The 26,029-nt window shown below is 69.6% G+C and carries 27 protein-coding genes and 1 riboswitch; of the genes, 17 read left to right on the top strand and 10 right to left on the bottom strand.

The window, feature by feature from the left end:
* Positions 1 to 98: 98 nt before the first annotated feature.
* The 6 genes from AMYNI_RS46495 (at position 99) to AMYNI_RS0139225 (ending at position 3,534) form a co-directional block, all read left to right on the top strand.
* On the top strand, positions 99 to 359 hold the full coding sequence (locus AMYNI_RS46495; RefSeq protein ID WP_020673609.1) for a hypothetical protein: 261 nt from the start codon (positions 99 to 101) through the stop codon (positions 357 to 359).
* A gap of 106 nt (positions 360 to 465) precedes the next feature.
* A complete protein-coding gene (gene clsA, locus AMYNI_RS0139245) occupies positions 466 to 1,062 on the top strand; it encodes a cardiolipin synthase ClsA (protein ID WP_040407824.1) in 597 nt (198 codons plus the stop codon).
* A gap of 60 nt (positions 1,063 to 1,122) precedes the next feature.
* Positions 1,123 to 1,506: a glycine cleavage system protein GcvH gene (gcvH, locus tag AMYNI_RS0139240; RefSeq protein WP_020673607.1), complete on the top strand. Its 384-nt coding sequence runs from the start codon at positions 1,123 to 1,125 to the stop codon at positions 1,504 to 1,506.
* Between the two features lie 108 nt (positions 1,507 to 1,614).
* Positions 1,615 to 2,079 (top strand): glycogen accumulation regulator GarA, encoded by a 465-nt coding sequence (gene garA / locus AMYNI_RS0139235; RefSeq protein WP_020673606.1) that lies wholly within the window; start codon positions 1,615 to 1,617, stop codon positions 2,077 to 2,079.
* Positions 2,076 to 2,834 (top strand): transcriptional regulator FtsR, encoded by a 759-nt coding sequence (gene ftsR / locus AMYNI_RS0139230; protein ID WP_084628585.1) that lies wholly within the window; start codon positions 2,076 to 2,078, stop codon positions 2,832 to 2,834. Before garA ends, ftsR begins: the two co-directional genes overlap by 4 nt.
* A gap of 226 nt (positions 2,835 to 3,060) precedes the next feature.
* Positions 3,061 to 3,534 (top strand): bifunctional nuclease family protein, encoded by a 474-nt coding sequence (locus AMYNI_RS0139225; protein ID WP_020673604.1) that lies wholly within the window; start codon positions 3,061 to 3,063, stop codon positions 3,532 to 3,534.
* An 80-nt stretch (positions 3,535 to 3,614) separates the two neighbouring features.
* Here AMYNI_RS0139225 and AMYNI_RS0139220 read toward each other — a convergent pair whose 3' ends face one another.
* Positions 3,615 to 4,979 (bottom strand): M20/M25/M40 family metallo-hydrolase, encoded by a 1,365-nt coding sequence (locus AMYNI_RS0139220; RefSeq protein WP_020673603.1) that lies wholly within the window; start codon positions 4,977 to 4,979, stop codon positions 3,615 to 3,617.
* A gap of 64 nt (positions 4,980 to 5,043) precedes the next feature.
* A complete protein-coding gene (locus AMYNI_RS0139215; protein ID WP_020673602.1) occupies positions 5,044 to 5,631 on the bottom strand; it encodes a TetR/AcrR family transcriptional regulator in 588 nt (195 codons plus the stop codon).
* Between the two features lie 245 nt (positions 5,632 to 5,876).
* On the opposite strand from AMYNI_RS0139215, the gene AMYNI_RS0139210 reads away from it, so the two are divergent.
* Together AMYNI_RS0139210 and gcvP are read left to right on the top strand one after the other, a co-directional pair.
* Positions 5,877 to 6,443 (top strand): MerR family transcriptional regulator, encoded by a 567-nt coding sequence (locus tag AMYNI_RS0139210; RefSeq protein ID WP_020673601.1) that lies wholly within the window; start codon positions 5,877 to 5,879, stop codon positions 6,441 to 6,443.
* 33 nt (positions 6,444 to 6,476) lie between these two features.
* Positions 6,477 to 6,576: riboswitch (glycine riboswitch) on the top strand.
* A gap of 174 nt (positions 6,577 to 6,750) precedes the next feature.
* The gene (gene gcvP, locus AMYNI_RS0139205) at positions 6,751 to 9,645 is read left to right on the top strand and encodes an aminomethyl-transferring glycine dehydrogenase (RefSeq protein ID WP_020673600.1); all 2,895 of its coding nucleotides are present in this window, start codon (positions 6,751 to 6,753) and stop codon (positions 9,643 to 9,645) included.
* Between the two features lie 12 nt (positions 9,646 to 9,657).
* Here gcvP and AMYNI_RS0139200 read toward each other — a convergent pair whose 3' ends face one another.
* Positions 9,658 to 10,020: a nuclear transport factor 2 family protein gene (locus tag AMYNI_RS0139200; RefSeq protein WP_020673599.1), complete on the bottom strand. Its 363-nt coding sequence runs from the start codon at positions 10,018 to 10,020 to the stop codon at positions 9,658 to 9,660.
* Positions 10,021 to 10,147: 127 nt separating this feature from the next.
* Between AMYNI_RS0139200 and AMYNI_RS0139195 the strand changes: the two genes are divergently transcribed.
* The 3 genes from AMYNI_RS0139195 to AMYNI_RS0139185 all read left to right on the top strand — a co-directional run bounded on the left by AMYNI_RS0139195 (position 10,148) and on the right by AMYNI_RS0139185 (position 12,413).
* Positions 10,148 to 10,942: a helix-turn-helix domain-containing protein gene (locus AMYNI_RS0139195; protein ID WP_026361492.1), complete on the top strand. Its 795-nt coding sequence runs from the start codon at positions 10,148 to 10,150 to the stop codon at positions 10,940 to 10,942.
* 75 nt (positions 10,943 to 11,017) lie between these two features.
* The gene (locus AMYNI_RS0139190; protein WP_020673597.1) at positions 11,018 to 11,848 is read left to right on the top strand and encodes an aldo/keto reductase; all 831 of its coding nucleotides are present in this window, start codon (positions 11,018 to 11,020) and stop codon (positions 11,846 to 11,848) included.
* Positions 11,849 to 11,996: 148 nt separating this feature from the next.
* Complete coding sequence (locus AMYNI_RS0139185) at positions 11,997 to 12,413, top strand: hypothetical protein (RefSeq protein WP_020673596.1); 417 nt, start codon at positions 11,997 to 11,999, stop codon at positions 12,411 to 12,413.
* Between the two features lie 13 nt (positions 12,414 to 12,426).
* Here AMYNI_RS0139185 and AMYNI_RS49905 read toward each other — a convergent pair whose 3' ends face one another.
* The 7 genes from AMYNI_RS49905 to AMYNI_RS0139150 form a co-directional block, all read right to left on the bottom strand.
* The gene (locus AMYNI_RS49905) at positions 12,427 to 13,635 is read right to left on the bottom strand and encodes a hypothetical protein (protein ID WP_211225546.1); all 1,209 of its coding nucleotides are present in this window, start codon (positions 13,633 to 13,635) and stop codon (positions 12,427 to 12,429) included.
* A 269-nt stretch (positions 13,636 to 13,904) separates the two neighbouring features.
* Complete coding sequence (locus tag AMYNI_RS0139175) at positions 13,905 to 14,744, bottom strand: 3-methyladenine DNA glycosylase (protein WP_245574245.1); 840 nt, start codon at positions 14,742 to 14,744, stop codon at positions 13,905 to 13,907.
* 59 nt (positions 14,745 to 14,803) lie between these two features.
* On the bottom strand, positions 14,804 to 15,847 hold the full coding sequence (locus tag AMYNI_RS0139170) for a hemolysin family protein (protein WP_020673594.1): 1,044 nt from the start codon (positions 15,845 to 15,847) through the stop codon (positions 14,804 to 14,806).
* The gene (locus AMYNI_RS0139165; protein WP_020673593.1) at positions 15,844 to 17,205 is read right to left on the bottom strand and encodes a hemolysin family protein; all 1,362 of its coding nucleotides are present in this window, start codon (positions 17,203 to 17,205) and stop codon (positions 15,844 to 15,846) included. The genes AMYNI_RS0139170 and AMYNI_RS0139165 overlap by 4 nt, the downstream gene beginning before the upstream one ends.
* 200 nt (positions 17,206 to 17,405) lie before the next feature.
* A complete protein-coding gene (locus AMYNI_RS0139160) occupies positions 17,406 to 17,984 on the bottom strand; it encodes a TIGR03086 family metal-binding protein (RefSeq protein WP_020673592.1) in 579 nt (192 codons plus the stop codon).
* 47 nt (positions 17,985 to 18,031) lie between these two features.
* Positions 18,032 to 18,601: a TetR/AcrR family transcriptional regulator gene (locus AMYNI_RS0139155; protein ID WP_020673591.1), complete on the bottom strand. Its 570-nt coding sequence runs from the start codon at positions 18,599 to 18,601 to the stop codon at positions 18,032 to 18,034.
* A gap of 80 nt (positions 18,602 to 18,681) precedes the next feature.
* Positions 18,682 to 19,875 (bottom strand): Glu/Leu/Phe/Val dehydrogenase dimerization domain-containing protein, encoded by a 1,194-nt coding sequence (locus AMYNI_RS0139150; RefSeq protein ID WP_020673590.1) that lies wholly within the window; start codon positions 19,873 to 19,875, stop codon positions 18,682 to 18,684.
* Between the two features lie 214 nt (positions 19,876 to 20,089).
* Here AMYNI_RS0139150 and AMYNI_RS0139145 point away from each other — a divergent pair, with 214 nt between their 5' ends.
* From AMYNI_RS0139145 to AMYNI_RS0139120, 6 genes are all read left to right on the top strand, one after another.
* Positions 20,090 to 21,013 (top strand): LysR family transcriptional regulator, encoded by a 924-nt coding sequence (locus AMYNI_RS0139145; protein ID WP_026361491.1) that lies wholly within the window; start codon positions 20,090 to 20,092, stop codon positions 21,011 to 21,013.
* A 129-nt stretch (positions 21,014 to 21,142) separates the two neighbouring features.
* The gene (locus AMYNI_RS0139140; RefSeq protein ID WP_026361490.1) at positions 21,143 to 22,414 is read left to right on the top strand and encodes a glutamate-cysteine ligase family protein; all 1,272 of its coding nucleotides are present in this window, start codon (positions 21,143 to 21,145) and stop codon (positions 22,412 to 22,414) included.
* Positions 22,415 to 22,417: 3 nt separating this feature from the next.
* Positions 22,418 to 23,767, top strand: coding sequence for an ergothioneine biosynthesis protein EgtB (egtB, locus tag AMYNI_RS0139135; RefSeq protein ID WP_026361489.1), 1,350 nt, complete (start codon positions 22,418 to 22,420; stop codon positions 23,765 to 23,767).
* A gap of 4 nt (positions 23,768 to 23,771) precedes the next feature.
* Positions 23,772 to 24,536, top strand: coding sequence for an ergothioneine biosynthesis protein EgtC (gene egtC, locus AMYNI_RS0139130; RefSeq protein WP_020673586.1), 765 nt, complete (start codon positions 23,772 to 23,774; stop codon positions 24,534 to 24,536).
* Positions 24,537 to 24,541: 5 nt separating this feature from the next.
* On the top strand, positions 24,542 to 25,513 hold the full coding sequence (gene egtD / locus AMYNI_RS0139125; RefSeq protein ID WP_026361488.1) for an L-histidine N(alpha)-methyltransferase: 972 nt from the start codon (positions 24,542 to 24,544) through the stop codon (positions 25,511 to 25,513).
* 55 nt (positions 25,514 to 25,568) lie between these two features.
* Positions 25,569 to 26,021, top strand: a complete 453-nt coding sequence (locus AMYNI_RS0139120) for a nitroreductase family deazaflavin-dependent oxidoreductase (protein ID WP_020673584.1) — start codon at positions 25,569 to 25,571, stop codon at positions 26,019 to 26,021.
* The last annotated feature ends 8 nt before the right edge of the window (positions 26,022 to 26,029 follow it).

Below are 26,029 nucleotides of genomic sequence, written 5' to 3'. Positions count from 1 at the left end.
TCCTGCCCGAATGCGGCTTAACAGTTAACGCTGAGGCCTCGGCGGACGAAGATCCTGTAGAACGATCCGAAATACCCCGAATCTCGATGATGAGAGCCATGAGCACTGAAGCGAAGAGCGTCAACGCAGACGACACGGACGACACCGGCGACAACGGCAGTGCCGGCAGCGTCGGCAGCGCCATCACCCAGCCCCCGACGACTCCCTGCACCGTGGTCTGGTGCCAGGGCCACCCCTTCGTACTGGAGAGCGGCCCCGGCAAGTCCCGCTGGGTCGGCATCGGCCCGCACGGCAAGCCGCAGGCGCTGACCGGCGCCGACCTGCAGCGCCGAGGCTGGAGCTACCGGCGCGTCAGCTGATTCGCCGTCCGTGCCGCGGACCGCGTTGACTCGCGTTGACTACGGTGAGCGGGTGAACGAGTCCACCGGGTCCCCTGAGCCCGCCGAGGTCAGCACAGCCGGCGGGGTGCCGGCCGAGCAGTCACTGGCACGGCAGGCGCTGAACGTGCCGAACATGCTGTCCCTGCTGCGCCTGGCCGGGGTGCCGGTATTCCTGTGGCTGGTGCTCGGCCCGGAGGAGGACGGCTGGGCACTGGCGATCCTGATCTTCAGCGCGCTGACCGACTGGCTGGACGGCAAGCTGGCCCGCTGGCTGAACCAGATGAGCAGGCTCGGCCAGCTGCTCGACCCGGCCGCCGACCGGCTCTACATCCTGGCCACGCTGGTCGCCTTCCTGATCCGCGAGATCGTGCCCTGGTGGGTGGTGGTGCCGCTGATCGTGCGCGAGGCGGTGCTCGGGGCCTGCGTGCTGGTGCTGCGGCGCAAGGGTTTCGCGCCGCCCGAGGTCACCTACATCGGCAAGGGTGCGACCTTCGTGCTGATGTACGCGTTCCCGTTCCTGCTGGTCACCGACGGCCACTCGGCGCTGGCCGCGTTCGCCCGTCCGGTGGCCTACGCGTTCACCGCCTGGGGGGCGGTGCTGTACCTGTGGTCCGGTGCGCTGTACGTGATCCAGACCGTGCGGGCGATATCCCGGGACAGAGGTGCGGCGGCGTCCGGGTAGGTGAAAGACTGCCCGCGACGTCCGTCGGCAGTGTCTCGCCTCCAGGAAAGGGGACCGGCGTTGTCCACTCCAGAAGAACTGCGCTACACCGAGGAGCACGAGTGGGTCGCCACTCGCGAGGGCGGCTCGGTACGGGTGGGAATCACCGAGTACGCGCAGGACCAGCTCGGCGACGTGGTGTTCGTCGACCTGCCCGAGGTGGGCAGGCAGGTGACCGCCGGCGACTCGTTCGGCGAGGTGGAGTCCACCAAGAGCGTGTCCGAGCTGTTCGCGCCGCTGGCAGGGGAGGTGGTCGCGGTGAACGACGCGGTGGCAGACTCGCCGGAGTTGATCAACAGCGATCCCTACGGTGAGGGCTGGCTGATCGAGATCAAGCTGGACGACGGCGCCAGCGTGGACAGCCTGCTGGATGCGGAGGCATACCAGAAGCTGACCAGCGGCTGACGAGGTCCGGTAGGGGGGAGCCCCGAGGGGCCGCACCTGCCAGGCACGGTACGTTGGCAGCAACACGTTCTTGGGTAACTAGTTACTTCAGTGGTGAGGAGAGCTCAGGTGAGCACGAACGACGGGCCCGGCGTTCCCCCGGAGCAGTCTCCGGAGCGGACTTCGGTCTTCCGGGCCGACTTCCTGGCTGACGTCGAAGGGCAGGAGACGCAGGCGCCCGAGCCACCCGTCGCCGGTGTCGACGCCTTGCCGGCCGGATCTGCCCTGCTGGTCGTCAAGCGCGGCCCGAACGCGGGGTCGCGGTTCCTCCTCGACCGGGACACCACCAGCGCCGGACGGCATCCGGACAGCGACATCTTCCTCGACGACGTCACGGTCTCCCGCCGGCACGCGGAGTTCCGCCGCGAAGGCGGAGAGTTCGTGGTGATAGATGTGGGCAGCCTGAACGGCACCTATGTCAACCGCGAGCCGGTCGACCAGGCCGTGCTCGCCGGCGGTGACGAGGTGCAGATCGGGAAGTTCCGCCTGGTCTTCCTGACCGGCCCGGGACACGGGGGCCAGGGGGCACAGTGACGGCGGCCGGGCGGCCACAACAGCGCGATGGACTGAGCATCGGGGCCGTGCTGGCGCAGCTGCGCGGCGACTTCCCCGATGTCACCATCTCCAAGATCCGGTTCCTGGAGTCGGAGGGCCTGGTACAGCCTGGCCGGACCCCGTCCGGATATCGGCAGTTCGCCGCGGCGGACGTCGAACGGCTCAGGTTCGTGCTGTCCGCCCAGCGGGATCATTACCTGCCACTGAAAGTCATCAAGGAACAGCTGGATGCCGCCGATCGGGGGCAGGGTTCGGCAGGCCCGGCCGGTCGGGTGCCGCGCAAGCTGGTGTCGCTCGACCATTCCGGTACGGACAGTGAGCGCAGCGGGCTGCCGACCGCCGACGACTTCGCCACCGACCGCGAGATCCGGCTGACCAAAGAGGAACTGCTGGCCGAAGCGGGAGTCGATGCGGCGACCCTCACCGAACTTCAGCAGTACGGGCTGATCCGGCCTGGTGCGGCGGGGTTCTACGATCCGGACGCGGTGCTGGTGGCCAAGACTGTCAAGGCCATGACGGAGTTCGGGATCGAACCGCGTCATCTGCGCGCTTTCCGCGCTTCGGCGGACCGTGAAGTCGGCCTGCTGGAACAGATCGTTACTCCGGTGTATCGGCATCGTGACGCCGACGCGAAGGCGCGTGCGGACGAGGTGGTCAGGGAACTCGCGGCACTGTCGGTCGCCCTGCACACGCTGCTGGTGAAGGCCGGTATCCGGGGTGTGACCGGCGGTTGAGCACCACTTTTCCCGCCGCCCGTCGGAAATGCCACAATTCCACGGCTCAAACTTCTCGGGTTGATGCCGTACGGTTAGTCATGGGTTTGCCTAACGTGAGCCCGAGATTCTTCGGACAGCGAGCACAGCGCCGGCAACACGGGTAGCGTCGGACATGCAGGTACGTCGACGCGGGATCCTCGTGACAGCGCTGCAGCCCGCGCGCAGGAGAGGGAGGCGAAGCCCGATGAGCGAGATGCGCGTCGTCGGCGTGCGGGTCGAACTGCCCGCCAATCAGCCGATCTTGTTGCTGCGGGAGACGGAAGGCGAGCGATACCTCCCGATCTGGATCGGATCCGTGGAGGCCACTGCCATCGCCTTGGAGCAGCAAGGTGTCCGTCCCGCGCGACCGTTGACCCACGACCTGCTCAAAGAGGTCATCGGGGCACTGGGTAGAGAGCTCGAACAGGTCGTGATCACGGACCTGCGGGAGGGCACGTTCTTCGCCGAGCTCGTCTTCGACGGCGACATCCGGGTGTCCGCGCGGCCGAGCGACTCGGTGGCGCTGGCGTTGCGGGTGGGCGTGCCGATCCACGCCGAGGACTCGGTGCTCGAAGAGGCCGGCCTGATCATCCCGGACGAGCAGGAGGACGAGGTGGAGAAGTTCCGCGAGTTCCTCGACTCCGTGTCACCAGAAGATTTCCGCGGCGCTGATACCTAGGCCGCTTCCGCTCCAGGCAGAGGAACGGGGAACCACGGGCCGTGCCCGCTCGGTTCCCCGTTCTGCGTTCCCGGGCAGGGTCAAGGGTGTGCCGGCCGGTCGCCGAGGGCGAGCTGGACCGCCGCCGAAGCCACGATGCCCCGCCGGAACCAGTCGAGCTCCAGGTTCTCGTCCGGCGCGTGGTTGGTCTCGTCCACATTCGCGAAGGGCACGCCGTAGCAGGGCACTCCGAGTTCGTCGGTGAGTGCGGCGATCGGCAGGCTGCCGCCGAGTGCCGGGATCAGCAGCGGCGGCTCGGCGAGCCCGGCTTCGGCGCCGGCGAGCACGGTTTCCGTATAGCGCGATTCGGGGAGGGTGCGGGAAGGCGCCATCGAGGCACCCGGGATGAACTCGACGCCTGGCGCGTGCTTCTCGACGTGCCGGCGCAGGGCTTCGGCGACCTGTGCCGGTACCTGTCCGCCGACGAGCCTGGCTTCGCAGCGGGCGACCGCCAGCTCCGGGATCACCGTGCGATGGTCTCCGGAGTCGGCGCAGCCGAGGGAGTTGATGGTCAGCGTCGGCGCCATCAGCCGCTGGTGGAACCCGAGGCCGGCCGGCGGCTCCAGCTCGGTGACCCCGATCCCGGCCATGGCGGCGGCGACGTCCAGCGGCAGCGCGTCGAGCGCCCGGCGTTCACCAGCGGAGATCGGTTCGACCGAGTCGGCGAAACCCGGTACCAGCACGGTGCCCCGCGCGTCCCGCATGGTCGCCAGCAGCTGGACCAGCGCCCAGGCGGGATTGGGCGCGACCCCGCCCCAGTTGCCGGAGTGCAGCGGACGGTCGGCACCGCGCGCCCGTAGTTCGAAGGTGAGGATGCCGCGTACCCCGAGCACGACGCAGGCACGGCCGGTGTCGTGCACCGGGCCGTCGCTCCACAGCGCCAGGTCGGGTGCCTGCGGCGCGATCCGGTCGCGGATCGCGGCGGCCAGGTTCGGGCTGCCGACTTCTTCCTCGCCGTCGAGCAGCACGGTCACCCGGCAGGGCAGCCCGCCGGTCAGCTCGCGGAGCGCGCGAAGCCCGAGCAGCTGGGCCAGATGCTGGCCCTTGTTGTCCCCGGTGCCGCGGCCGAACATCCGGCCGTCGCGGATCTCGGGCTGGAACGGCGGGCTTGTCCACTGCTCCAGGGGACCCGGCGGCTGCACGTCGTAGTGCCCGTAGATCAGCACGTGCGGAGCGCCGGGCGGTCCGTCACCAGTGCCGACCAGTGCCGGCCAGCCGCCGGTCTCCACGCTCTGGGTGCGGAGACCGGCGGCCCGGAGCAGCCGCTCGCCGTGCGCGGCGGCGGCCGCCATGCCGAGTCCGGTGCTGCTCACACTCGGCTGCGCGACCCAGTCTGCCAACTCGGCGACGAGCTCCTCGTCCCGTGCCGCCACCCAGGCCCGGACCCGCTCGACCGTCTCCTGCACAGTGCTCCCCCTATCGATTGCAGATGATGAAATCGATAGCAGCCCGTTGCTGCACTGGCAAGGGTCAGGCTTTGGCGGCGTGCTCGAACAGGTCGGCCAGCTGACGCCCGTAGTGCTCGACGTCCAACTCGGGATCCTTCTTCAGCAGATCCGCCACCCCGTCCACCGCCTGTGCGATCGACATGGCCAGCACCTCCGGGGCGAACTCGCCGAACACGCCTTCGCGCTGACCCTGGACCAGCTGCCTGGTGAGCTGTCCGGTGCGCAGCTGCTCCACCACCATGGAGGCCATGGACCAGCCCTCCTCGTCCTCGCCCGCGGTGCGGAACTCGGCCAGCGCCCGCACGAACTCGGGATGGGCGCGGAGGAAGGCGACCTCGGCCTCGAGGTAGCCGCGCAGGATGGCCAGCCGGTCGGTGCGGCCTTCGGTGTGCTCGGTGCGGAACCGGTCCTTGCGGTCGGTGATGGTGGACAGCGCCGCCTGCATCAGGCCGGCCTTGTTGGTGAACTCGCCGGTGATGGCCTGCGCGCTGTCGAGCCCGGCCCGGTCCTTGACCTCGGCGAGTGAGGTCTTCGAGTAGCCCAGCTCGTTGATGGTCGTGATCGTCGCGTCGATGATCTGCGCTCGCCGCGCGTCCTGTGTTATCTGCATGAGTAAAAAATAACACGGCTGAGTAAGTCGCGCCAGTGGGACAAGAAGCCTCGATCGGACCTTGAGGTCCGCCGCGCGTCGCGTTGACCGGGTGGGCCGGCGCGCTTACCGTCAATAGAGGTAAATCGCTTCCGTGTGATTCGGCCATCTGGGGCACAGCACTTGCGGTTTCATCTCCGTGGATCCCGCCCCTGGGATCTGCGTGCTGTTCGACCGGCCGCCAGGCCGGGCGAGGGGAGGCATGCGTGGTCGACGAAAGGCCGATCCAGGTCGCGGACGGTGAGCAGGGTGAGCTGTTCCCCGACTCGTCGTTGCCGGACGAGCTGGTCGGCTACCGGGGGCCCGCGGCCTGCCAGATCGCCGGGATCACCTACCGGCAGCTCGACTACTGGGCACGGACGAAGCTGATCGCACCGAGCATCCGCACCGCGCACGGCTCCGGCTCGCAGCGGCTGTACTCGTTCAAGGACATCCTCGTCCTGAAGATCGTCAAACGGCTGCTGGACACCGGTGTCTCGCTGCAGAACATCAGGGTCGCGGTCGAGCACCTGCGGGCTCGTGGTGTACGGGATCTTGCAAAAGTGACCTTGTTCTCCGACGGCACCACGGTCTACGAGTGCACCTCGCCGGAGGAGATCGTCGACCTGCTGCAGGGCGGTCAGGGCGTGTTCGGGATCGCGGTGAGCGGCGCGATGCTGGAGATCAGCGGCACCATCCACGAGTTCCCGGCCGAACGGGCCGACGGCGGCGAGATCGAGACCGTGATCCCGGACGAGTTGACACAGCGCCGCAACGCCAGGCGAACAGGCTAGCGGGGCTCAGGGTAGGCTCACCGATGTAGTCGCCGAACCCGCGCGGGAGAGTCCGAGCCACCACAATGAGCTCGGCGCCGAAGGAGCAAGTCCTCCCCGGAACCTCTCAGGCACAAAGGACCGCGCGGGTGAGACGCCTCTGGAAAGCGGGCTGCCGGGTGACCACCCGGTGGCCCCGCCGAAGGTGCAAGCCCGGCTCAACACACGGGTGAACCTCTCAGGCGCCTCGGTCACGAGGCACGGACAGAGTGGGGAGGGCCAAGACATCCGTCTGCGGCCCGTCCCCACTCTCCGGAGGTTGCCGTTCATGGGCATCGACCCGCTTTCGCTCGCCGCACTGGAACAGGGAACACCTTTCGCGGACCGGCACATCGGCCCACGCCAGGACGAGCTGACCCGGATGCTCGAGGCGATCGGAGTCGGTTCGCTCGACGAACTGGCGCAGCGCGCCGTGCCGTCCTCGATCCGCGAGACGGACCCGGCCCGGTTGTCCATGGGATTGCCCGCGCCGGCGAGCGAGGCGCAGGCGCTGGCCGAGCTGCGTGCACTGGCCGCGCAGAACCGGCCGATGGTGCAGATGATCGGCCTCGGCTACTACGGCACCGTGACCCCGCCGGTGATCCGCCGCAACGTGCTGGAGAGCCCGGCCTGGTACACCGCGTACACCCCGTACCAGCCGGAGATCTCGCAGGGGCGGCTGGAGGCGCTGCTCAACTTCCAGACCATGGTGGCCGACCTGACCGGGCTGCCGATCGCGAACGCGTCGATGCTGGACGAGGCGACCGCGGCGGCTGAGGCGATGACGCTGGTGCGGCGGGCGAGCAAGGCGAAGTCGGTGCGGTTCGTGGTCGACGAGGACTGCCTGCCGCAAACCATCGAGGTGGTGCGCACCCGCGCCGAGCCACTCGGCATCGAGGTGGTGCTCGCGGACCTGTCGCAGGGCGTCAAGGGACTTGGCCTCGGTGGCGACTTCTTCGGCGCGCTGCTGTCGTACCCCGGCGCGTCCGGTGCTGTACGCGACCACGAGCCGGTGGTCAAGGAGATCCACGAGCTCGGCGCCGAGGTCGTGGTGGCGGCCGACCCGCTGGCGCTCACCCTGCTGCGCGCGCCGGGGGAGATCGGTGCGGACGTGGTGGTCGGCTCCACCCAGCGTTTCGGGGTGCCGATGGGCTTCGGCGGCCCGCACGCCGGGTACATGGCGGTGCGCAAGGGCCTGGAGCGGCAGTTGCCGGGCAGGCTGGTCGGGGTGTCGGTGGACGCGGACGGCGCCACCGCGTACCGGCTGGCGCTGCAGACCCGCGAGCAGCACATCCGCCGGGAGAAGGCGACCAGCAACATCTGCACCGCGCAGGTGCTGCTCGCCGTGATGGCTTCGATGTACGCGGTGTACCACGGCCCGGACGGGCTGCGCGTGATCGCGACCCGCGCGCACCGGATGGCCACGGTGCTGGCCACCGGGCTGGCCGAGGGCGGGGTGCACGTCGAGCACGGCGAGTTCTTCGACACGGTGAGCGCGGTGGTGCCCGGCCGGGCGGCCGAGGTCGTCGCGTCCGCCAGGGACCTCGGGGTCAACCTGCGGCTGACCGACCAGGACCGGGTCGGCATCGCCTGCGACGAGACCACCACCCGTGAGCACCTTTCCTTGGTGTGGAAGGCTTTCGGTGTTTCGGTGTCCGATGTGGACTCACTCGACGCGGACACCGCGGACGGTCTACCGCCGGAGCTGGTGCGCACCGGCGCCTACCTGACGCACCCGGTCTTCCACGCGCACCGGTCGGAAACCGCGCTGCTGCGCTACCTGCGCGCGCTGTCCGACAAGGACGTAGCGCTGGACCGGAGCATGATCCCGCTGGGTTCGTGCACGATGAAACTCAACGCCACGGCCGAAATGGAGCCGGTCACCTGGCCGGAGTTCGCCGAGCTGCACCCGTTCGCACCGGCCGAGGACGCGGCCGGGTTGCTGCGCGTGGTCGCGGATCTGGAGAACTGGCTGGCCGGGATCACCGGCTACGAGGCGGTTTCGCTGCAGCCGAACGCAGGCAGCCAGGGCGAGTTCGCGGGCCTGCTGGCGATCAGGGCCTACCACCGCGACCGCGGTCAAGGTGAACGGGACGTCTGCCTGATCCCGGCCAGCGCGCACGGCACGAACGCGGCCAGTGCGGTGATGGCCGGGATGCGCGTCGTGGTGGTGCGCTGCGACGAGCAGGGCAACATCGACCTCGAGCACCTGAAGTCCACTGTGGACGAGCACAGTGCGGACCTGGCCGCGATCATGATCACCTACCCGTCCACGCACGGGGTGTACGAGGACACCGTGCGCGAAGTCTGCGCGCTGGTGCACGACGCCGGTGGTCAGGTCTATGTGGACGGTGCGAACCTGAACGCGCTGATCGGCCTCGCCCAGTACGGGCGGTTCGGTTCGGACGTCTCACATCTGAACCTGCACAAGACCTTCTGCATCCCGCACGGCGGTGGCGGGCCGGGTGTCGGGCCGATCGGTGTCCGCGCGCACCTGGCGCCGTTCTTGCCGAACCACCCGCTGCAGCCGGGTGCCGGCCCGGCCACCGGAGTCGGGCCGATCAGCGCGGCGCCGTGGGGCAGCGCGTCGATCCTGCCGATCTCCTGGGCCTACGTCCGGATGATGGGCGCGGACGGGCTCCGCGACGCCACGCTGACCGCGGTCGCCGCGGCGAACTACGTTGCCGCGAAGCTGAACGCGTACTTCCCGGTGCTCTACGCCGGGGCGGACGGCCTGGTCGCGCACGAGTGCATCCTCGATCTGCGCGCCATCACCAAGCAGACCGGTGTGACCGTGGACGACGTGGCGAAACGGCTGGCGGACTACGGCCTGCACGCGCCCACCATGTCCTTCCCGGTGGCCGGGACCTTGATGGTGGAGCCGACCGAGAGCGAGGACCTCGCCGAACTGGACCGCTTCTGCGACGCGATGATCGCGATCCGCGCGGAGATCGACAGGGTCGCCGCCGGCGAATGGTCCATCGAGGACAGTCCACTCAGGAACGCCCCGCACACCGCGCGCTGCGTGACGGGGGAGTGGGACCGTCCCTACACCCGTGCCGAAGCCGTGTTCCCGGCCGGTTCCGCTCAGCCGAAGATCTGGCCGCCGGTCCGCCGAATCGACGGCGCCGCCGGCGACCGCAACCTCGTCTGCTCCTGCCCTCCCCTCGACGCCTACTCCTGACCCCGACCGCCCTCAGCCGGGGAGCTTGTCGAGGAAGCCGAGGACCTGGGAGATCCGGCCGTTCTCGACGGTCACCACGTCGAAGCCGATGGCCAGCGGCTCGGCCGCGCCCGGCGTGCCGAGGTGCCAGGTGAACCGGGCGATGTCGTGGTGCGCGTCGACTTCTCCGGCCAGGCTGAAGACCAGGCCGGAGAGCTGCTGCCGCGCGCCGGCGATGAAACCGTCCAGCCCGTCCCAGCCCGAGACGGCGCCGAGCGGGTCGGTGTAGGTCACGTCCTCGGTGTAGAGCCACTCGACCAGTTCCCGACGGCGAGCCGGGTCGGTTTCGTTCCACACGCCCAGGTACTGCTCGACGGTCTGCTTGATGTCCGACATGGTGGATCCTTTCGTGAAGCTTCGGTGTGCCACCAACCCTGACCGGCGCGCCGCGCGCCGTCGATTACGCCGGAGGTAATGGCGACGGTCCACCCGTGCCCGTAACGTGACCGGCGTGACCACGGCAATGGCGAGTAGACACCAGCAGCGACCTGTCGGCGAGCTGCTCCGGCAATGGCGTGAGCGGCGCCGGATTAGCCAGCTGGACCTGTCCATCTCGGCGGACATCTCCACCCGGCACCTGAGTTTCGTGGAGACCGGCCGGTCCACCCCGAGCCGCGACATGGTGCTGCGCCTCGGCGAGCACCTCGACGTCCCGCTGCGGGAACGCAACCAGCTGCTGCTCGCGGCCGGCTACGCGCCGGCGTACCGGCAGAGCGCGCTGGACGACCCGGACATGGCACCCGCGCTCACCGCGGTCCGCCAGCTGCTGACCGCGCACGACCCCTATCCGGCCTTGGTGCTGGACCGCTGCTGGAACATGCTGGACGCGAACGAGAGCACCCTGGTGCTGACCGCGGGGATGGCACCGGAACTGCTCACCCCGCCGGTCAACGTGCTGCGGGCGACCCTGCATCCGAACGGGATGGCGCCCAGCATCCTGAACCTGGGGGAGTGGCGCGCGCATCTGCTCGGCAGGCTGCGCCGCCAGGTCTCGGTGACCGCGGACGAGGAGCTGGCCGAGCTGTTGGAGGAACTGCGGGGCTATCCGTGCGACCAGCCGGAGCCCGAGGTGGAGGTACCGGGACCGGGGGACATCGTGATCCCGCTGCGGATGGCGCAGAACGGGGTCGAGCTCACCTTCTTCAGCACGGTCGCCACCTTCGGCACCCCGCTGGACGTGACACTGGCGGAGCTGGTCATCGAGTCCTTCTTCCCGGCCGACGAACAGACTTCCGCGGTACTGCGCGCCCGCAACTGACCGCGGCGGCCCGCCGGGTGAGAGGATGCGGCACTAGTACGACCGACTAGTCACCGACGTGAGGACTGGAGTTTCATGGCCGAGGTCGGGTCCATCGCACTGAACAACGAAGTCACCATCCCCCAGCTCGGTTTCGGTGTCTACCAGGTGGCACCCGAGGACACCGCAAAGGCGGTGCGTGGGGCGTTGGACGCCGGCTACCGGAGCATCGACACCGCGGCCGCCTACCAGAACGAGGCGGAGGTCGGCGACGCGCTTTCGTCCTCCGGGATGGCCCGGTCGGACCTGTTCATCACCACCAAGCTGTGGAACTCCGACCAGGGCTACGACTCCACGCTGCGGGCGTTCGACGAAAGCCTCGGCAAGCTCGGCCTGGACTATCTCGACCTCTACCTGATCCACTGGCCGGTGCCGAAACGCGGCATCTACGTGGACAGCTGGCGTGCGATGCAGAAGCTGTACGCCGACGGCAGGGTGCGCGCGATCGGGGTCTCCAACTTCCACCTGCCGCATCTGCGGCGGCTGCTCGACGAGACCGCCATCGTGCCGGCGGTGAACCAGATCGAGCTGCACCCGCAGCTGCCGCAGGCGGAGCTGCGCCGGTTCCACGCCGAGAACGGCATCGTGACCGAGGCGTGGAGCCCGCTGGCCCAGGGTGCGCTGCTCGGCGAGGGGATCATCACCGCGCTGGCCGCCAAGTACGGCAAGAGCCCGGCCCAGATCGTGCTGCGCTGGCACCTGGAGCTGGGCAACGTGGTGATCCCGAAGTCGGTCACCCCGTCGCGGATCGCGGAGAACATCGACGTGTTCGACTTCGAGCTCGCCGAAGACGATCTGGCCGCGATCGACGAGCTGGACAACGGGAACCGGGTCGGCCCGGACCCGGACACCTTCAACCTGGCGTGACCCGAACAGGGGTAAAAGCCGGGGAAAGAATGCCTGGTACGCAGGCAAAACACCCCTAGGTGCAGCGCATCCGGGGAACCCTGAGCCACCGTCGGGGTCGTAGGGTTCGCCTGTGTCGGAAAGTTTCCGTCGACAGGAGGTGTTCGTAGTGTTCTCGAAGCGGGTTCTGCTGGCAGCGGGTGCCGGGCTGGCGATAGTGGCGGCCGGATGCTCTGGCGGCCAGGACGAGCAGGCGGCACCGGCACCCGCGCCCCCGGCACCGGCCGTGCCGAGTCCCGCGGATTCGGTGGCGCCGGGCCAGCCGCGGGTGCTGAACGTGGACTTCCGGGGCGGGCAGGTGAATCCGCCCGCCGGGACGATCGACGTCCGCCGCGGCGAGCAGCTCAAGATCAGGGTGACCTCGGACCGGCACGACGACATCGAGATCGCCGGGTACCCGGACAAGACCGAGGATGTCGATCCCGACGAGGCCGAGGGAATCGACTTCGTACCGGACCACGCCGGTGACATCCCGATCCGGCTGCGGACGGCCGGTGTGCCGCTGCTGACGCTCCGGGTGAGCTGACCGCGGGTCGGCCTTACCTGCCGCCGAAGGCGCCCTGCTGGGCCGGCTCCTTGAGGAAGTTGCGGAAGACCTGGGACGCCCGCTTCTGCACGTCGTCCACCTGCCCGCCGGACAGGCCGAGGAACGGGTAGTCGCCACCGCGCGAGCTGGCCACCGACTCCGCGGGCGAGCCGATGATCTCGGGCTTCGCGGTGGTCACCGCGTCGACCCAGAAGGACGACTCCGGGATCCAGCCCGCCGGCATGCCGCCGATGGCGTCGATGTTGCTGCGCCCGGTGAGCGCGTTCAGCACCCGCTCGGAGGGCATCGCCTGCACCTCGATGCGGACGCAGTGCGCGTGCACCACGGTGTTGGCCTGGTTCCACTTGGCCGCGGCGGCGGCCACCGGCTGTTCCGCGCTCGGCGTGACGATCACCCTCATGTTCGCGTCGCCCTCGGCGCAGCTGGAGGCCTGCGCCTCGGCCCTGCTGTTGGCCACTCCGTCCAGCCAGCCCCAGCCGGCCCAGCCGAGTCCGGCCAGCACGACGAGCACGAGGCAGGCGATCGGCCACTTGGCCACCCGCCGCCGGGCGGCCTTGCCGACCGCGCGGTGGCTGCCGGTCTCGCCGCTGAGTGCACGCTGGTAGCCGGACTCGGTGACGTCGGTGGTCGGTGCCTGCTCAGCCGATTCGGCGACGGACGACTCCGGGTCCGCGATCGACCGTTGCACACCCGATTCGGTGACGGGCCGCTGGTAACCGGAGTCGGTGACCGGCCGGTGCTCGCCGGAGTCCCTCACCACGGCCTGGGGACCCGGGCCGGTGGCGGTCCGCTGGCGGCGGGTGTCGCCGGCCGGGCGCTGGTTGCGGGGCGTGCTGATCGAAGGCTGCGGGCCCGGACCGGCGACCGGGCGGCGGAAGTCCGTGGCCGGGTGCTGGTCGATCGGCTTGGCCATGGGGCGCTGGTAGCCGGAGTCGGTGCCGGGGCGCTGTGGCCGTGGTGCCACGGGACGCTGGTAGCCGGAGTCCGCGACGGGACGGCGCGGGTGGAACTCTTCGGCCGGAGACCGGAAGCCGGAATCGACGGCCGAACGGCGGCGGCGCGGGTCGGTGACCGGTCGCTGGTAGCCGGAGCCGGGGCCCTGTGCGTGCGGACCGGGGACCGGGCGCTGGGGGAGCGGCTCGCCGGCGGGACGCGGCGGATGACCGGGCTCGATGCCGGGATGCTGCCGGCGCGGGTCCATGGCGGGACCGCGAACCGGTGCCTGGCGACCTGGGTCGGCGGCGGCGCGCTGGTAGCCGGAGTCGTGGACCGGAGGCTGGTACCCGGAACCGTCAGCTGGATGGCGGTATCCGGAATCGTCGGGACCCTCCGGACGGTGGGGAGCGGGGTCCTCAGCCCTGCTATGACGCCCCATCGGTGTCCTCTCGCCTAGGTTGAGCACGCTCTGAGTATGCAATCAAAACGTTATCACTCTAACAGGCTACGAACGTTCCGGAAACGTGATGACCGTCAGTTGTTTTCTGCAACTCCAGATTGATTCTTTAGCGCAAGTAAGTGATTGCATTGTGCTACCAGGCGGTTACGCAAGGGTGCTGCTCGTCGGGCGAAGCTTGCCTGGGTGCGGGCGTACTCCGCGCGGCCTTCCGCTGTCTCGATCCGGACCGGCGAATGTCCAAGTTCGGCCAGGTCGTACGGGCTGGCTCGCATATCCAGCAGGCGAATCTCGGCGGCCAGCGCGAAGCAGTCACCGAGCAGTTCGGAGTGCACGAACGGGTCCAGCTTGTATGCCCACTTGAAAAGATCCATATTCGCGTGCAGGCAACCGGGCTGTTCGAGGTCCAGTTGAGTTTCCCTGGTGGGCAGCAGCTCATTGCGCGGCCGGGCGGGCGCTGTGAAGAACCGGAAGGCATCGTAATGCCCGCAGCGCACGTCGAGCGTCTCGACCACCTCATCGGTGCCGGCCGAGCCGAGCCGGAGTGGCAGCTGGTCGTGCCGGACCTGATCGGCGGGCTGCCGGTAGACCATCGCCCATTCGTGGAGCCCGAAGCAACTCAGCCGAGGTGCCCTGGACGCGGTCGCTTCGAGCAGGGAGCGCACGAACTCCGCGGTGCCGGCGTACCTCTCGGTGAAGCCTGCCGGATCCAGCGCCACCCCGCCGCGCACCTCGTGATAGCCCTGCCGGTGAAGGAACTGCGCGGCCGCGGCCCCGGCGAGCACCACGCCGGGGCCGGGCTGCCACCGCTCGAGATAGGACGGACGGTACGAGTAGTAGGTGAACAGGAAGTCCAATACTGGATGCTTCACACCGCGGGAACGTCGCTGCTGATGCGGCTCGGTCCAGGTGCGCATCCTGGCGGTATGCGCGGCTTCGCGCGCCCGCCATTCGTATTCCTGAAGTACCCGCACGTTCACAGTGTGACGTGCGTGCCGTCCTGGACGGTGCCCACGTACTCCTCGACCAGATCCTCCAGCGCCACCACGCCGATCACTTCGCCGTCGGAGTCCAGTGCCCTGGCCAGGTGCCCGCCCTCCTTGCGCATCGCGGACAGCGCCTTGTCCAGCCGCGCGTTGGCGGGCAGGTCGGTGAGCCGGCGGGTCTTGCCGGTTGGCACCGTGCTGGCGGGGTCGTCGCCGACCTGGTCCAGTACGTCCTTCACGTGGATGTAGCCGGTCAGCGCGCCGGACTCGGTGCGGATCGGGAAGCGGGAGAACCCGGTGGAGGACACCGCGCGTTCCACCTCGCCGACCGTCGGCGTGCTGGGCAGCGTGGTCAGCTGGTCCATCGGCACCAGCACGTCGGCCACCGTCTTCTGCACCGACGACAGGGTCTGGCTCAGCCGCTCGTGCTCGGACTGGTCGAGCAGGCCCTCGCGGCGCGACTCGCTGAGCAGCTCGGCGAGTTCGTCGGAGGTGTACGCGGTCTCCAGCTCGTCCTTCGGTTCCACCTTCATCAGGCGCAGCAAGGAGTTCGCCACGAAATTGAGCAGCCAGATGAACGGGTTCGCCAGCTTCACCCAGACCACGTGCACCGGCACCAGCCACAACGCCAGCCGCTCCGGCTCGGCGATGGCGAGGTTCTTCGGCACCATCTCACCGATCAGCACGTGCAGGATGGTGATGAACGCGAGAGCAATGGCGAACGAGATCGGGTGCAGCAGCACCTCAGGAATGTGCAGCAGCTTGAAGAATCCGGCGAGCTGATGCGCGATCGCGGGCTCGCCGAGCCTGCCGAGCAGCAGCGAGCAGATGGTGATGCCCAGCTGCGCGCCGGCCAGCATCAGTGAGACGTTCCGGCTCGCGTTGATCACGGTCCGCGCGCGGGTCTTGCCCTGCTCCAGCAACGCTTCCAGCCGGTCCCGCCGGGAGGAGATCAGGGTGAACTCCGCGCCGACGAAGAACGCGTTGGCGAGCAGGAGCACCACGACCAGGAAAATGTAGAACCAGTCGTTCATCGGGCCGGCTCCTGGTGCTGCGGCGGGCTGTCGACCTTGGCGGCACCGGCGTCACCGAGCCGGTGCACCCGCACTTCGGCGACCCGCAGACGGTCCATTGTGGTCACTGTGAGCCGCCAGCCGTCGACGTCGATCCGGTCGCCGGGGGAGGGGATCTTGCCGAGGCGGTCCAGGATCAGCCCGGCGATGGTCTCGTAGTCGCCCTCCGGCATCCGGAACCCGGTCACCTCCACGATCTCGTCCGCGCGCAGTTGCCCGGAGACCAGCCAGCTGTCCGCGCCGAGTTGTTGCGACGCAGGGGCTTCACGGTCGTCGTGCTCGTCGCGCACGTCGCCGATGATCTCCTCGACAACGTCCTCCAGGGTGACCAGCCCGGCCGTGCCGCCGTACTCGTCGACCACCATGGCGATCTGGAACCGGGACGCGCGCAGCCGGTTGAGCAGCGAGTCGCCGGGCAGCGACTCAGGCACCGTGGGCACCGGCCGCATGACCGAGCCGATCCGGGTGCTGTGCCGCTCGGCGGCGGCCACCGTGAACACCTGCTTGACGTGCACCGCGCCGCGGACGTCGTCCAGGTCCTCGCCGCTGACCGGGAACCGGGAGAACCCGGTGCGCCGGGACAGCTGCGCCAGATCGTGCACCGAGTCCTCCACGGACAGCGATTCGACCTGCACGCGCGGGGTCATCAGCTCGTCCGCGGTCCGCTCGCCGAAGCGCAGCGAGCGGTCCAGCAGCTGCGCGGTGGAGGTGTCCAGGGTGCCGCTTTCCGCGCTGGAGCGCACGATCGAGCCGAGCTCCTGCGGCGAGCGCGCCGACCGAAGCTCCTCCTGCGGCTCCACGCCGAACTTGCGCACCAGGAAGTTGGCGCTGTTGTTCATCAGCGTGATCAGCCAGCGGAACAGGGCGGAGAACCGGGCGTGGTAGCCGGCCACCGCCCGTGCGGTGCGCAGCGGCCTGGCGATGGCCAGGTTCTTCGGCATCATTTCGCCGAGGATCATGGACAGCGAAGTGGCCAGCAGCAGGGCGATCGCCAGCGACCCGCCCGCGGCCACCGGCTCGGACAGGCCAATGGCCCGCAGCAGCGGCCGGACCAGCGTGCCGATCAGCGGCTCGGCGACGTAACCGGTGACCAGCGTGGTGATGGTGATGGCCACCTGGGCGCCGGAGAGCTGGAAGGAGAGGGTTCGGTGCGCCTTCTGCACGGTCTTCGAGCGCTTGTCACCGACCTGGCGGACGTTCGCGTCCACGGTGCTGCGCTCGAGCGCGGTCAGCGAGAACTCCGCGGCCACCGCCAGTCCGGTGCCGATGGTGAGCAGAATGAAGAAGACAACGCCGAGGATGGAGAGCAGGACGTTCATCGGGCCGTGCCGCCCGGAGTCAGGCCGGCAGGGAGGCTGGGGAAGCCGGGTTCGCCACCCGGCTTTGTACTGTCACCAGGTGACTGCGCATCGCGCACGAAAAGAGTCACTCCTCGTCAAGAAAGAACAAGAACTGCAGGGATGGCAGTAAGCGTACCGTCAAGGCCCGGCGTTTGCGCAGGGCAGGAGTGTGGGGAAGGTCAATTTCGCCATTCGTCCTGGTCTCGGCCCAGTAACGCGAGCAGCCGTTTCGGGGCGGGCGCATCCGCCGAAACCGATACCGGCGGGGCGAAGATCCCATAGCCCTGCATGCCCTCGACCTGGGGCTCGAACTCCGCGATCAGCGCCTCGGCCAGCTCGTCGCCGATCGGCTGCGGCACGCCGATCGCGGCGGCCAGGTCCCAGCCGTGCACGGCCAGGTCCATCGTCATCTGCCAGCCGTACTCGCTCGCGTCGATCTGCCCGAAGGACACGTGCACCCTCGTCCCGGTCGCACCCGGCGCGGTCCAGGCCGCCCGAGCCTGCGCGGCGGCCGGTTCCCAGGCGCCGATCGGGTCGTCACCGAGCAGGTCGCCGTCGAAGCGGTCGCCGACCTCGGCCAGTGTCGCGCCGCCGAGCAGGTGCGGAACCCACAGCTGCTCGTTGACCAGATGGTTCACCAGGTCCCGCACCGTCCAGTCGGTGCACGGCGTCGGTGCGTCCCACTGATCCGCGCCGACGCGATGGATCGTCCGGTCGAAGACGTGCATGGCCGCACCGTGTGCGTCGAGAAGGTCCATCTGCCCACTGCACCACGAGGCACCGACATTCGCAGGGGACGGCGTGGTCAGTGCCGGCGGACGGTCTCCTCGACCAGGTCGAGCACCGGGCCGAGGTCGTCCGCGGGCAGGCCCATGGCGAGGTGCGAGACCAGGCCCTCCAGCACCAGCTCCAGGAAGGCGGTGAGCACGTCCACGCTGACGTCGTCGCGGAGCTTGCCGGCGTCGCGCTGGCGGAGCAGTCGCTGCCGGGTCGCCGTGGTCAGCTGCTGGGACCGTGCCGCCCACCTGGCCCGGAACTCCGGATCGGTGCGCAGCCTCCGGGAGACCTCCAGCCTGGTGCCCAGCCAGTCCGCCGGATGTTCGCTCTGGCCGGAGAGCAGGTCGCGCATCACCTGGACCAGGCCCTGGGCGGCGACCACGTCGGCCATCCGGATCGCGTCGTCCTCGGCCAGCGCGAGGAACAGCGACTCCTTGTCACGGAAATGATGAAAGATCGCACCTCGGGACAGCCCGGTGGCTTCCTCCAGGCGGCGCACCGTGGCACCCTCGTACCCATAACGGGCAAAACACACCCGGGATCCGTCGAGGATCTGGCGCCGGCGTGCGTCGAGATGATCCTGGGAGACCCGTGGCATCCCGTGATCCTGTCACCGCGGGTAGCGCCAACGCAATCCGTACGTACGTTTTGTGACGCGCCACCCGCGGCACGGACAGGTCAGGGGATCAGCAGGGCGGATTCCTCCTCGGGCTGGTGCTCGAGCCGCTCCACCCGGTTGGCGGCGGCCAGCTGCAGGCCGGTCCGCCGGGGCGACACCCGGTCCATCTCCCACTGCCCGAGCAGCAATGCGACCTTCGACTGCATCTCGGTGCGCAGCCGGAGGAAGGAGTCGGCCGGGTCCGCGCCGACCTCGCCGAGCAGCAGCCACCACGCCCATGCCGCGGCACCGGCGTTGGCCACGAAGTCCGGGATCACCGGCACCCCGCGTGCGGTGAGCATGGCCTCGGCCTCCGGGGTGGTGGCCGCGTTGGCGGCTTCGATGACCACCTTGGCCGCCACGTCCATCACGTTGTCCTCGGTGATCGCGTAGGAGATCGCGGCCGGCACCAGGATGTCCGCCTCGGTCCCGATGACCGCGTTCCGCGGCAGCCGCTGGACCTCGCCGGGCACCCGCTCGCGGTCGATCTCACCGTAGGCGTCCCGAAGTTCGAGCAGGGCGGGCACGTCCAGGCCCGCCGGGTCGTAGAGGGTGCCGGCCGCGTCGGCGACCGCGACCACCCGGACCCCGGCCTCGTGCAGGTACCAGGCCGCGCCACCGCCCATGGTGCCGATGCCCTGGATGGCCACCGTGGTCTCGTCGGCGGGCGAGCCCCAGGAGGCCGCCACGCCGAGGCACGCCTGCGCCACGCCGTAGCCGCCGATCACGTCCCCGAGCAGCAGGCCGCCGGGAACGGGCGCGTTCAGCCCGGCCTGCACCCGCCGCAGGGTGCGCTCCGGGTCGGCCGAGCGGCTGATCGCCGCGTGGTAGGACTGGCCGAGGCCCAGCTCGGCGAACACCTCGTCGATCAGGTGCTGCGGCACGCCGAGGTCTTCAGCGGTCACCCAATGGGCGTCCAGCCAGGGCCGCATGGCCGAGCAGAACCGCTTCAGCACGCCCATCGCGCGCGGGTCCTTCGGATCGAAGTCGATCCCGCCCTTGGCCCCGCCGACCGGCAGGTTGAAAGTTGCCGTCTTGTTCGCCATGCCCCTGGCCAGGTCCTCGACCTCGGACAGGGTGCAGCCGGCGCGCATCCGGGTGCCGCCGGTGGCCAGGCCGGAGGTGAGGGTGTGCACCACGAGATATCCGTTGGTGCCGGTCACCGGGTCCGTCCAAGTGAGCCTCAGCAAAGGTTCGTTGTGCTCGATGATCACTTCTCCCCACCTCCAAGTCGTTCCGCTCGACACGGCCAGTTTTCGCGCAGCGACCAGCGGGCCGGAAACTCCTTGGTAACTAAGGAATGTCCCGCCTGAGGCTGCTGCGTGGGTTGCCCGTCCGGTGGCGGCCGGGCCGCTGCCCCCAGAGTGCGCCGGGCCGGGCCCGCGCGTCCAGTTAAAGATCATGCACGTTTCCGTTTACCGTTGATGTATGGAGCTTTCGTTGACCCGGCTGCGAATGCTCCGGGAGCTACAGCGGCGGGGCACGGTGACCGCGGCGGCGGCCGCGCTGCACTACACCCCGTCCGCGGTGTCCCAGCAGCTCGCGCAGCTCGAACGGGACGTCGGCGCCCGGCTCTTCGAGCGGCTGGGCAGGCGGGTGCAGATGACCGAGCTCGGGCTGCTGCTGACCGAGCACGCGGAGGAGATCCTCGGTGCGGTCGAACGGGCCACCATGGCACTGGAGGAGGCGCAGGACTCGATCACCGTCCGGCTCACCGCGGGGGTCTGGGCGTCGGTGGCCTCCGGGCTGCTGCCCTCCGCGCTCACCCTGCTGGCCGAGCAGCATCCCGGCATTCAGGTGAAAACCGTGGAGCTGGCCCCCGAGGCCACCGCGGAGGCGGTGCGGGACGGCACCCTCGACTTCTCCTTCGTGATCGACTACTCGGACGCACCGATGCCGTGGGACGTCAGCCTGGAGCGCTCGGTGATCGCGGTGGAACGGCTGCACGCGGCGGTGCCACGCGGCACCGTGCCGTCCGGCTCGGTCTCGCTGCTCGAACTGGCCGAGCACCCCTGGATCCTGTCCAGCCCGAAGAGCCACCTCGGGCGCGCGGTGCGGGTCGCCTGCCACCGGCACGGCTTCGAGCCGAAGGTCAACCACGAGGTGGGGGAGCAGGCCACCGCGATGGCGATGGTCGGCGCCGGCCTCGGCATCACGCTGGTTTCCGACCTCGGCCTGATCCTGCGGCCGCCGGGGGTGGACGTGGTCGCGCTGAGCACTCCGGTGATGCGCACGGTGTCGATCGCCTGCCGGACCACGGCCTTGCGCCGTCCGGCGCTGCAGCTGGTGATCGCGGCGGTGCGCACCGCCGCGGCCGAGCTCGGCCTCGGCACCGAGTCGACGCTGCCCTGAGCGCTCGTCGGTGCTCATCTTGGGGAGTGGATGCCGGCTCCTGCCCGGCGGGATGAAACCTGCGATTGTCGTACCCCGCGTGTAGCGTCCGAAGTCAAGTCGTCCCGGCGAATGAACTGCGGCGGTGCCATGACAACTGTCCACTCGGTCCAAGACTTTCCCGGTAACACCAATGGATGCACCCAGGCGGCCGACCTCGCGGCGAAGGTGGTGTCCGACCGCGCGGAAGGTGAGTCCTATGTCGCTTCCGTCTGTTTCAAGCACGGGCCGCCGAGACTGCTCGGCGTAGAACTCGAGTACACCGTGCACTACGCGGACGACCTCCGAAGACCCGTGAACCCCGACGAACTCGCGGCCGCACTAGGCCCGCACACCCCGCGCACATTGCGCCCCGAAAGCCCCGCTCAACCGTTGCCCGGCGGCTCCCCGATCACCCTGGAGCCCGGGTGCCAGGTGGAGATCTCCGCCCTCCCGCAGTCCTCGCTGCCGGAGCTCGAGGCGACCGTCTCCGCCGACCTCAGCTATCTGACCGAACTACTGGCCACCGCTGGATTCCGGCTCGGTGAAAGTGGTATCGACGCCTTCCGCCCGCCGTCCCGGCTGCTCGGCACCGAGCGGTACGCGAGCATGGAACGGCGGTTCGCCCGGTTCGGCACCGGCGGCATCACGATGATGTGCAGTACCGCGGGCCTGCAAATCTGCGTGGACACCGGTGAGGCGGATGCACTTCCGTCCCGCTGGGCTGCCGTGCACGCGCTGGGCCCGCCGCTGCTGGCGCTGTTCGCCAACTCGGGCCGCCATGCCGGCCGGGAGACCGGACAGGCCTCCGCCCGCTGGCTGGCGGTGATGGGCACCGAGCACGCCCGCACCTTCGCCGCGCCGGCCACGCCCGAACCCGCCGAAAGCTGGGCGAGCCGGATCATGGACACCCCGCTGATGGTGCTGCGGCGGCCGGAAGGTGCGTGGGACGCGCCGGAAGGGCTCACCTTCGCGGACTGGGTGAGCAGGCGTGGCGCGGCCGGCCTGCTGGCCCCGCCCACGCTCGCCGACCTGGACTACCACCTGACCACGATGTTCACCCCGGTCCGGCCGCAGGGTTACCTCGAGGTGCGCTATCTGGACGCCCAGCCAGCCGAGCGCTGGCTGCATCCGGTCGCGCTGCTGACCGCGCTGCTGGCCGAGCGGGCCACCGTCGACAGGGTGCTGGAGATCTGCGCCCCGGTCGCGGAGCACTGGGAGCAGGCCGCCCGGTGCGGGCTCGCCGATCCGGAGATCGCGGCGGCGGCCCGTGCGGTCGCCGACCTCGGCTGCGCCGAACTGGCCGGCACCAGTCTGCCGGCGTCCACCATCGACGAGATCACCGAGGGCGTGCAGCGTCTCGCGCACGCCGGGAGGAAATGAGCCATGCCTATCCGTGAAGCTGTGAACCCGCTGCGCGAGCTGAGCCGGGAGAACCTGCGCGCCCACGCCGCGGAGGCACTGACCAGGGCACGGGCTCGCAGCACCGTGCTCACCGACGCGGTGGACGACGAGGAGTTGACCCGTCAGCACTCCAGGCTGATGTCGCCGCTGGTCTGGGACCTCGCGCACATCGGCAGCCAGGAAGAACTCTGGCTGGTCCGCGATGTTGGCGGCCGTGAGCCGCTGCGCCCGGACATCGACGAGCTGTATGACGCGTTCAAGCACGCGCGGGCGGACCGGCCGGCGCTGCCGCTGCTCGGGCCGGCGCAGGCCCGAGCCTACGTCGGCGAAGTGCGGGCGAAAGCGTTGGAGGTACTGGAAAAGGCCCCGCTGGAGGGGCGGCGGCTGACCGAGGCCGCGTTCGCCTTCGGCATGATTACCCAGCACGAGCAGCAGCACGACGAGACCATGCTGGCCACCCACCAGCTGCGCAAGGGCGACCCGGTGCTGCACGCACCCGCGCCGCCGGGCAGGCGAACCGGCCGGGTGCCTGCCGAGGTGCTGGTGCCCGGTGGCCCGTTCGTGATGGGCACCACCGCCGAGCCGTGGGCGCTGGACAACGAACGGCCGGCGCACGAGATCGACGTGACCGCGTTCGTGATCGACACCTTTCCGGTCACCAACGGCCAGTACACCGAGTTCCTCGAAGCCGGCGGTTACGGTCAGCGCCGCTGGTGGAGCGAAGCGGGCTGGGATTACCTGCGGGCGCACGAGATCACCGCGCCGCGGTTCTGGCAGCGCGAGCAGGACGGCTGGTGGCGTACCCGGTTCGGCGTCTACGAGCGGGTCCCGGCCGAGCAGCCGGTGGTGCACGTGTCGTACTACGAGGCAGAGGCATATGCGGCATGGGCGGGCAAGCGGCTGCCGACCGAGCCGGAGTGGGAGAAGGCGGCCAGGTTCGATCCCGCGACCGGGCAGTCGCGGCGTTTCCCTTGGGGCAACGAGGAACCGAGTACGGAACAGGCCAATCTCGGGCAGCGACACCTGAGCCCGGCCGAGGTCGGCGCCTACCCGGCCGGCGCGTCCCCGCTCGGCGTGCACCAGCTGATCGGGGACGTGTGGGAGTGGACCGGCACCGACTTCCACGGCTACCCGGGTTTCAGCGCCTTCCCCTATCGCGAGTACTCCGAGGTGTTCTTCGGGCCGGACTACAAGGTGCTGCGCGGTGGCTCGTTCGGCACCGACGCGGCGGCGGTCCGCGGCACCTTCCGCAACTGGGACTACCCGATCCGGCGGCAGATCTTCGCCGGGTTCCGCTGTGCCAGGAACGTCCGGCCGAGTGAGCGGAGCTGATCCGATGTGCCGCCATCTGGGGTACCTCGGTGTACCGCGCGCGCCTGCCGAACTGGTCCTGGACGCGCCGCATTCCCTGCTGCGCCAGTCCTACGCCCCGGCCGACATGCGCGCCGGTGGCACCGTGAACGCGGACGGCTTCGGCCTCGGCTGGCAGACCGAGGACGGTGCCACGGCCCGGTACCGCAAGCCGAGTCCGATCTGGACCGACCAGTCGCTGCCGGAGCTGGCCAGGTCACTGCGGCTCGGCTCGTTCGTGGCCGCGGTGCGCTCGGGCACCGAGGGCATGCCGGTCAACGAGGCCGCCTGCGCGCCGTTCGCGGACGGGCCGTGGCTGTTCAGCCACAACGGCGTGGTGCGGGGCTGGCCGGACTCGGTCGCCCCGCTCGCGGAGCGGCTGCCGGTGACCGACCTGGTGCGGCTGGAGGCGCCGACCGATTCGGCGTTGCTCTGGGCGCTGCTGCGGGACCGCCTGAGCCAGGGCGTGGACCCGGTGCGGGCGGTCACCGACCTGGTCACCGAGGTGGAAGAGGCGGCCCCCGGTTCGCGGTTGAACCTGCTGCTCACCGACGGGTCGCTGCTGGTGGCCACCGCCTGGACACACGCGTTGTCGGTGTTGCGTACCGATGAAGCGGTGGTGGTCGCTTCGGAGCCGCTGGACGCCGACCCCGGCTGGACGCCGGTGCCGGAGCGGCATGCGGTGATCGTCCAGCGCGAACCGGCCTACAAGGTCGAATTCCTTCCCCTCAACGCCGATCGGAGCCTGTGAACACGATGAGCGAACTCGATGTGCACCGCCACCCGGACGACATCACCGAGGCGCTGCGGACCGACGTGCGTGCCGGGCTGTCCGCCACGCAGAAGTGGCTGCCGTCCAAGTGGTTCTACGACGCACGGGGGAGTGAGCTGTTCGAGGAGATCACCGCGCTGCCGGAGTACTACCCGACCCGCGCGGAGCGGGAGGTGCTGGGCAGGGAAGCCGCCGAGATCGCCAGGGTGACCGGTGCGCACACGCTGGTCGAGCTGGGATCCGGGTCGAGCGAGAAGACCAGGCTGCTGCTCGACGGGCTTCGCGGGCACGGGTCGCTGGAGACCTTCGTCCCGCTGGACGTGTCCGAGTCGGCGCTGGCCGACGCCGTCGAGGCGATCTCGGCCGACTATCCCGGCCTGAGCGTGCGCGGGGCGATCGGCGACTTCACCGAGCACCTCGACCTGCTCCCGGGAGAGCAGCCGAGACTGGTCGCCTTCCTCGGTGGCACGATCGGCAACCTGACCCCGGTCGAACGGGGCAAGTTCCTGCGCTCGGTGCGTGATGTGCTGGCCGAGGGGGAATGGCTGCTGCTGGGTACCGACCTGGTGAAGAACCCGGAGACGCTGGTCCGCGCGTACGACGACGCGGCCGGGGTGACCGCGGAGTTCAACCGGAACGTGCTGCGGGTGGTCAACCAGCGGCTCGGGGCGGACTTCGACCCCGACGGGTTCGAGCACGAGTCCTACTGGGACGCCGAGGCGGAATGGATCGAGATGCGGCTCCGGGCCAGTGCGGACATGCTGGTGCGCATTCCCGGCGCGGGCATGGAAGTGCGCTTCACCGAAGGAGAGCACATCCGCACCGAGATCTCCGCCAAGTTCCGGGCCGGCGGGATCCGCGGCGAGCTCGCGGACGCCGGGTTCGACGTCGAGCGCTGGTGGACCGATTCGGGGAAACTCTTCGGGGTGTCTTTGGCAAGATCCATCCGTGCGTAACTCGCGTAATCCCCTGTCCAAGGTCGCCCGCTCCCTCGGCACCCGCCCATGGCTGATGAAACTGGCGGCCGGCATCGTCTGGGCGGACCAGCGGCTGCACCGCGCGTCCAGCGGCCGGCTGAGCCTGGTCGCGATCGCCGGTCTGCCGTCGCTGCGGCTGACCAGTACCGGCCGGCGGAGCGGGCTGCCGAGGAGCAACAACCTGCTCTACTACCCGTACGGCGACCAGTACGTGCTGACCGGCTCCAACTGGGGGAAGTCCAGCCATCCGGCGTGGACTTTCAACTTGCGCGCGCATCCGGAAGCGAGTATTGCGCTGCGCGGCAAGCAGATCGCGGTGCGAGCCAGGGAGGTCAAGGGGCCGGAGTACGACGAGCTGTGGCGCCGGCTGCTCGAGTTCTGGCCGGGATACGCGATGGAGCGGGATGCCGCAGGACGAGAGCTGCCGATCTTCATCCTGTCTCGTGAAAAATCCCCCGGAGGTTTGGACCAGCCGTTCGGACGGTGACGCCGATC

The organism is Amycolatopsis nigrescens CSC17Ta-90 (genome assembly GCF_000384315.1).
Taxonomy (GTDB): domain Bacteria; phylum Actinomycetota; class Actinomycetes; order Mycobacteriales; family Pseudonocardiaceae; genus Amycolatopsis; species Amycolatopsis nigrescens.
The sequence above is the reverse complement of the archived record's forward strand: the minus strand, read 5'-3'. Positions and strand labels throughout refer to the sequence as shown.